The organism is Aquimarina sp. I32.4, from assembly GCF_002924285.1.
Classification (GTDB): Bacteria; Bacteroidota; Bacteroidia; order Flavobacteriales; family Flavobacteriaceae; genus Aquimarina.
The window spans coordinates 1-5,485 of the sequence record NZ_PGUB01000174.1 but is presented as its reverse complement, the minus strand read 5'-3'; the positions used below and the strand labels follow the sequence as shown (position 1 = coordinate 5,485).

General features: G+C 29.8%; 9 protein-coding genes. 1 reads left to right on the top strand and 8 read right to left on the bottom strand.

The window, feature by feature from the left end; all coding sequences use genetic code 11:
• Window positions 1–448 (top strand): IS1595 family transposase (locus CVD18_RS21235; protein WP_146052785.1); only part of this gene is annotated, 448 nt, incomplete at its 5' end.
• On the opposite strand, the gene CVD18_RS21230 is transcribed toward CVD18_RS21235, so the two are convergent.
• From CVD18_RS21230 to CVD18_RS21195, 8 genes are all read right to left on the bottom strand, one after another.
• Window positions 421–558: a type II toxin-antitoxin system YoeB family toxin gene (locus tag CVD18_RS21230; RefSeq protein WP_146052890.1), complete on the bottom strand. Its 138-nt coding sequence runs from the start codon at window positions 556–558 to the stop codon at window positions 421–423. The genes CVD18_RS21235 and CVD18_RS21230 overlap by 28 nt on opposite strands.
• A complete protein-coding gene (locus CVD18_RS21225; protein ID WP_158250536.1) occupies window positions 558–827 on the bottom strand; it encodes a type II toxin-antitoxin system Phd/YefM family antitoxin in 270 nt (89 codons plus the stop codon). The genes CVD18_RS21230 and CVD18_RS21225 overlap by 1 nt, the downstream gene beginning before the upstream one ends.
• A 164-nt stretch (window positions 828–991) precedes the next feature.
• Window positions 992–1,447, bottom strand: coding sequence for a hypothetical protein (locus CVD18_RS21220; RefSeq protein WP_103867477.1), 456 nt, complete (start codon window positions 1,445–1,447; stop codon window positions 992–994).
• A 219-nt stretch (window positions 1,448–1,666) separates the two neighbouring features.
• A complete protein-coding gene (locus CVD18_RS21215) occupies window positions 1,667–2,287 on the bottom strand; it encodes a hypothetical protein (RefSeq protein ID WP_103867476.1) in 621 nt (206 codons plus the stop codon).
• Window positions 2,288–2,700: 413 nt separating this feature from the next.
• Window positions 2,701–3,363, bottom strand: coding sequence for a hypothetical protein (locus CVD18_RS21210; RefSeq protein WP_146052889.1), 663 nt, complete (start codon window positions 3,361–3,363; stop codon window positions 2,701–2,703).
• 74 nt (window positions 3,364–3,437) lie between these two features.
• On the bottom strand, window positions 3,438–4,355 hold the full coding sequence (locus CVD18_RS21205; RefSeq protein WP_103867474.1) for an SH3 domain-containing protein: 918 nt from the start codon (window positions 4,353–4,355) through the stop codon (window positions 3,438–3,440).
• Window positions 4,356–4,802: 447 nt separating this feature from the next.
• On the bottom strand, window positions 4,803–5,201 hold the full coding sequence (locus tag CVD18_RS21200) for a hypothetical protein (RefSeq protein WP_103867473.1): 399 nt from the start codon (window positions 5,199–5,201) through the stop codon (window positions 4,803–4,805).
• 28 nt (window positions 5,202–5,229) lie between these two features.
• Window positions 5,230–5,485 (bottom strand): integrase core domain-containing protein (locus tag CVD18_RS21195; RefSeq protein ID WP_146052742.1); only part of this gene is annotated, 256 nt, incomplete at its 5' end.

Sequence of the window (5,485 nt, the reverse complement as noted above, 5' to 3'; positions counted from 1 at the left end):
ATCAGGTTTGGATTTGACAGTTGCAACTATGGGGCGTATCAAGAAAAGTGATATACAAAAGGCTATTGGAGATCGCATTAATACAAGCCAGACGATTCTTTGCAGTGATGCTCATGTGAGCTATAAAGGCTTTGCTAAAGACCAAAACATAGAACATCATCCACTCAAAGGAATTATAAAACAACGGGTAAAAGACAAAATATACCATATACAACATGTCAATTCTACCCACAATAGAATAAAAAAATGGATTGATAATGCTTTTTGGGGTGTAGCCACTAAATACCTGCAGCAGTACCTAAATTGGTTTAAACTCAAAGAGCAACTCAAAAACAATAAGGATAAGGCGCTGCTATTTGTACAAAAAACTGTCCTAGATGTTAACGCTATAAAGAATTACAGAAATATCGAAGCACAATATCAAAAACTAATATCAACGCAATTATAAACTAGAGCCATTGCTTTTATTAACTCTTTTACTTTTAATGCAGTATCTACATCATTTTCTAACCAATAAGTAAATTCTTCCCAACCGTGAGTAGTAAATTCAATGTTCATTAATGAGCTAATTCAATTTCGTCTTCATTAAAAGAGACAATTTGACCTTTCTCAAGTTGCTCGATTGATTCCATTAATCTGGTTCTATTAGCTTTTGTAGATAATAAGTGCCCAGTTTCTTTTAACGAATTATACTCCTTTATGGACATTATAACAACAGCGTCTTTCCCTTTACTTCGTGGAACTACGATAACCTCAGAGGATTTTGAAACATAGTCAAAATGTTTCTTAATGCTTTTTCTTAAAGTTGAAATTGTAATTGCTCTCATAGTGATTGTTTTTAAATTGTACATAAAAACGTACATTTAAATGTACAAAATATATGCCATTTTTCCAAATCAAGAGTTTTTCTGCTTGTTGGCTATATAAAATATAGTTACTATAATAACTATACTCCTTATTTATTTAGAATAAAAATACTATTATTTTAGATTTAATCTATTTTTTTATAAATCTCAATATTCTGATAAATGGTATCGTTGTTTCTGTAGGTATTTACTTGTTTGTAGGAGTTATTATTATGTTCTATAGGAATGACATATTTGTTATTATCACTCTTCATTGATTTTGACATTGAGGTTAGGATTTCTATAACGGTATCATTTTTATAGGTATACGTGCCATATCCATGCCACTCTGAAGAATCTGGGGCTGGATCAGTATTCCAAATTACATAGCCATTTAGGTAGATTTTGTGTTGCACTTTGGCTGTATCTGTAATTAAGGTATCGCCATTCTCAAGGTGATAGAAGTGGCTTAGTTCCCATACTCCTTCCATTGGATTTAAATCCTCAACGTTCTTATCATTGCAAGAAATACAAATTAGTAAAATTAATAGTACAAGGAATAAATTTGTACCAACGGGATTTTGTATAGAAGTCTTTTTCATTTGTATATTCTTTAATTGGCTACAACTTTAGACTCTCTAAAAATATAGACCAATTCTTTGAGAATTGAATATATGGTTTTTCTCAAAGATTAGAGGCCTGAATACAGAATTGTATTTAAGAAATTTTCTGATAATATATAGTAAACAGAATAAGACGTAAGTGATTATTTTTTTGTTAATTCACAAGCCTGTATTAACTATAATATAATGTTATGTTTTTTATTTTATACGTATCGTTATTTTTTTTAGTTCTCCTTTGTCAATTATACCATTCAAATTTCTATCAATCAAAATTGCTAAATAAAATTCACCGAGATCTGTTGTTGCCATTTTTTCTTCTTTACCGTTATAGTATACCCCATCTATTTCAAATTCTAGGGTCATAAAATGGTTTGATTTGTTGAGCAGTTTAAGTCGCTTACTTTCTGAATTTTTATAGACTAAGTAGTGGTGTCTATCATTGCCAAATATCAAGTATTCATATCTACCACTTTGGTTTGGTGCCATGCCTGTTCCTGGTGTAAAACAGTTGGTTTCTGATTTTGGCATACCTGATTTGATTTTTAATAACTCCTCTTTATTTAAAAACGCTGTTACCTGAGCTGAGTATCGCTCTTCATTTTGAGCATTGTAAGGTTTATTATTAAATCTTACTGAAAATTTGTTTGCCTCAATTGATATTTTAGAGTCTTCTCCTATGATTCTTTTTTCTTTCCCATTTTGGCACACATATACAGCCTCTATATCTGTGGCATCACTTTTTACACTGGTTTTGGTTGTTTTGCATGACTGGATTATAGAAAGGCAAATTACTATTATTAAAAAGGTTTTAGTATTCATTTTGACTGGTATTTTATGGTAGATAATATTAGGTATATAAATCGGGGTAATGAAGTGATTTAAAGTTTTTTCAATTCTTTTTTCGTAGTCTAGTTGACTTTTTTAATTCGCTTGAATTTTTATTCTAATAATAGTATTCACTTTATTTATGCTTTAGAATTATAGACTGGATAAAGTTAAAGACAGCTATTCTATCACATTACACTGTATTCAGTGTTTATTTGATTATTTTAATTTCTGTAGTAAATCAACTACTCTGCTCAATGGTTGAATAAAGAAGTGGTAAGCTTATAGTCAAACTTTTTATTTTGTTTTTGATTTACTCATCATTAAAAGTCAAATCAATGATTTGGCAAAATTGGTTTTAAATTCTATATTTTTGGGTAATCACCAAATCTGATAGCCCGTATTTTTTATGTTGATTGCCATAAATACCCACTAATTCTATCTTTATCACACCAATAAACATAGCAAATCCCTCCATTTCCAAACATAATTGTGTCTTTGTAAATTAGCTCATCATGTAATTGCACTGGTTCATTTACTGGTAAGTCACTATTTAAATGCATTAAGAACATCATTTTTTCTTTACAGCAAGGACAATTCAAATATTCAGGTTCTTGCACCCAAGTTGGGACTCCACCAATTTTGTTATTATTTCCATCTTCCCATTCTTGATTTGACCATTCAAGGGGAGTTTCTCCTAGCTTAACTTTAGTTTCAATTATTGGTTTTTTGTCATATTCATTTGATACAGTAATATCCTTTGTAAATAAAGTTGGGTACCCTTCAACGTCGTGTTGATAATATAAATACTTATCACATAACAAACTATTGAAAAACAATTCAAAGTCAATTGCAAGAGTAAGTTTTGATACGTTATAGATTTCAATTTCGCTAGGAATAGGAGATAATGTGATTAAATGATTTAAATTTTTGTCAGATTCGTCATTTAAACTGCCCCCAAATAGATATTCTGTGTCATTTTGATTTTTTATACTGCAAGTTGGGTGTTCCTTGTCAATCTGCATTTTATCAAGATACTCTGAATTGAAAATTATATGGTATGACTTCATTAATTCTATAGTTTTTATTTTTTTACGTGACTAGCTAGCTCTAAACAAATGACATTGTAAGAAATCTTAAATTACTAGCACCCATAAGACAAGTTGATGTTAATATATTTAATTTCTGTAGTGCCGTTACTATGATGCAAAACTATTTTTAAAATAACATCAGATATAAAATGCACACATGGTCTTCCATTATAGCTCATAGTGGCTGTTGTTCCTCCCATTTCTCCTGGGTAGTGCACTAAAGTATCTCTAAATTTTAAATTCACCTGTCTGGAAGTTTCTACTTTTTCATATTCTATTTTTGGAAATAGAATCATTTTCTTTGCCAGTGATAGTTTTTTAAATGGACTATTCCCTTCCCATTTATAAGGCTCTTTTGAATTAGATTCATCACCGTTATATTCCCAAACCTTTTCTTTAAAGGTGTAAAATAATTCAACATTATCTATTTTTACTTTAGGTTTAATATGAATTAATTTATCGCTTAAATCATTAAATACATCTTCATAAACATACATCGTATCTTTTTTTAAAACATTATGACCTTCATAACGATTATCAATTTCATAAAAATAAAAGGTAAGGTTAAAATTTTTAAAATTTAATGTTGATTTTTCAATTGTGATAGCATCAGAAGGATTACTAGGTCTACTTTCATTTTTCAGCAAATATCCGCTAAACACATAACCTGTTAATGCAGGTTTTTTGTCCCAACTATGGTTCATTCTCTTTACTTTGAACCAATTTCCATTTACAGATAAACCATTATCTACAATAGATAAAACTTTCTCTGTATTTTTTATAAGTTCTAGATGTTCTCCTGGAGGGAATTTCCCTAATTTTTCACCATCAATTGAAGGTTTACTCCTAACTGTAAGGCCACTTGGGGCAGTAACAGTGTAATAAGCTTTGCTTTTTAATTGATTTTGAGTCCATACATTATAATGAGTACTGAAAATAAGAAATATTAGAATTACACATTTTTTTTCCATGTTAAAGTGCTTTTTTTTAAACGAGATTAAGATTTAGTTATGGCTTTCATTCTGAATCTGAATGAGAGTTTAATGCAATTTATTCAGTTTTATACTCGATTAAAATTCAATTTTTTATTTTTGAGTAGGCTTCGCAATGAATGGCAACAATCAACTATAGTCACGATAGTAACTATACCTATATTCTGAATAAAAATACCACTATTTTTTTTATCATACCTATTATAGAAACCAACCATAAAGGTTAATAAAACATTATACCTAAATACGTATCTCTACCTATTGTATATTTTGATATTAGTTATTGGTGAGAAAACTTTGGGATTTAGTGCTTGGTGCTTACCGTAAAACAATTAACTCCAGTAGCATAAGAACCTATATAAAGAAAGCCTCTATAAAGAGGCTTAAAATAAGTTGTTCATACAACGATTACTCGTATTATCTATGCTATTTATTTGATTCTAATTCAACACTATGTTTATTAGAACCTTTTCCTGTGTCATTTTCAGCATTAACACGTATAACCCCATTCCCTGTATAGTCAGAATTGAATTGAATTGTAGCAATTGACTTCGCAATTAGGCCATCGAATGTGTTTTCTATATTTAAAATTTTCATACCGCCAGATTCTATTGTCCATGAAAATTGAGAATTAGAAGCAATATCATTTCTAGAATAAAATGTAGATGCAAATGTTATAGTTTCATTTGGTAAAGCAAAATCAGTTCCCTCTACGCATATCGAGACTGAAGTAGTTGGTTCGATTGTTAATTCACAATCCGTCACACTTTTTGGATTAACATTTTGATTTTCATCATCATCACTGTTTTGACCCCTATAAAACAAGAGTAATCTTTTAAATTTGGATTATTAATTATGCTACTCTATTTTTCATTAAAATTAAGTGTTTGTCTTTGTTCCATTTTTCCATAGGAGTTATTCTTCCCAATAGTCCATGATGCCTTACGTTGTTATAGAAAACCACATATCTTTTTAGTATTTGTTGAATCTCTCCAAATGTTCTATACTCAAATCGTTGAAAGACTTCTTTTTTAAGTATTCCATGATAAGCTTCTACATGTGCATTTTCCTCTGGTGTAGCAACATGAGTAAACTCTTGACTTACCCCT

Bases quoted from the DNA above. Each gene is read 5' to 3' on its own strand.
- CVD18_RS21230 (WP_146052890.1), bottom strand. From the start codon at position 558: ATGAACATTGAATTTACTACTCACGGTTGGGAAGAATTTACTTATTGG.
- CVD18_RS21225 (WP_158250536.1), bottom strand. From the start codon at position 827: ATGAGAGCAATTACAATTTCAACTTTAAGAAAAAGCATTAAGAAACAT.
- CVD18_RS21220 (WP_103867477.1), bottom strand. From the start codon at position 1,447: ATGAAAAAGACTTCTATACAAAATCCCGTTGGTACAAATTTATTCCTT.
- CVD18_RS21215 (WP_103867476.1), bottom strand. From the start codon at position 2,287: ATGAATACTAAAACCTTTTTAATAATAGTAATTTGCCTTTCTATAATC.
- CVD18_RS21210 (WP_146052889.1), bottom strand. From the start codon at position 3,363: ATGAAGTCATACCATATAATTTTCAATTCAGAGTATCTTGATAAAATG.
- CVD18_RS21205 (WP_103867474.1), bottom strand. From the start codon at position 4,355: ATGGAAAAAAAATGTGTAATTCTAATATTTCTTATTTTCAGTACTCAT.